This is a genomic window from Novosphingobium sp. B-7 (assembly GCF_000410615.1).
In the GTDB taxonomy this organism is placed as follows: domain Bacteria; phylum Pseudomonadota; class Alphaproteobacteria; order Sphingomonadales; family Sphingomonadaceae; genus Novosphingobium; species Novosphingobium capsulatum.
Genome location: NZ_APCQ01000313.1, coordinates 1 through 536 on the forward strand (window position 1 = coordinate 1; position 536 = coordinate 536).

2 protein-coding genes are annotated in these 536 nt (G+C 59.9%); both read left to right on the forward strand.

The window, feature by feature from the left end:
* The coding region (gene tnpB / locus H926_RS35530) for an IS66 family insertion sequence element accessory protein TnpB (protein WP_022675222.1) at positions 1–166 on the forward strand (166 nt) is incomplete at its 5' end.
* Positions 167–232: 66 nt separating this feature from the next.
* The coding region (locus H926_RS0104315) for a hypothetical protein (protein WP_028657572.1) at positions 233–536 on the forward strand (304 nt) is incomplete at its 3' end.

The window sequence follows — 536 nt, forward strand, 5'->3', positions numbered from 1 at the left end:
TTGCCTTTATGCAAAACGGCTGGAACGCGGAAAGTTCGTCTGGCCACGCGCCCGGGATGGGGCTGCCGCCCGGCTCTCGGGCGCGCAGTTGGCGATGCTGATCGAAGGGCTGGATTGGCGGCAAGCCATTGTCCATGAGGAGGTCGCCACACCGACAATTGCGTGAGGGGAAATCGCAGAAAACCGGCCCTTTTTGTAGCATTTTCAGGTCTCCTGTCCTATAGGGGCAGGCATGCGGTTCGACCTTGATCGCCTTCCTACAGACCCTGTTCTCCTGCAGAAAATGCTGCGGGAGATGGCGCAGGCTATGGAGGTGGATCGGGATGAACTGAAGGTTGCGAAGCAGACCGTCAAAGCCCAGGGCCTGACCATAGAAAAGCTGGAGCATCGTCTCGCACGGCTGCTGCGCGTTCAGTTCGGGCGCAGTTCCGAGAAGATGGACGGCGCGCAACTGCGCATGATGTTCGAAGACGTTGAGGCCGTCCCCGAGCCAGCCAATGATGATGCTCCCGCAGCAGCAGCGTCAAAGCCGGAAC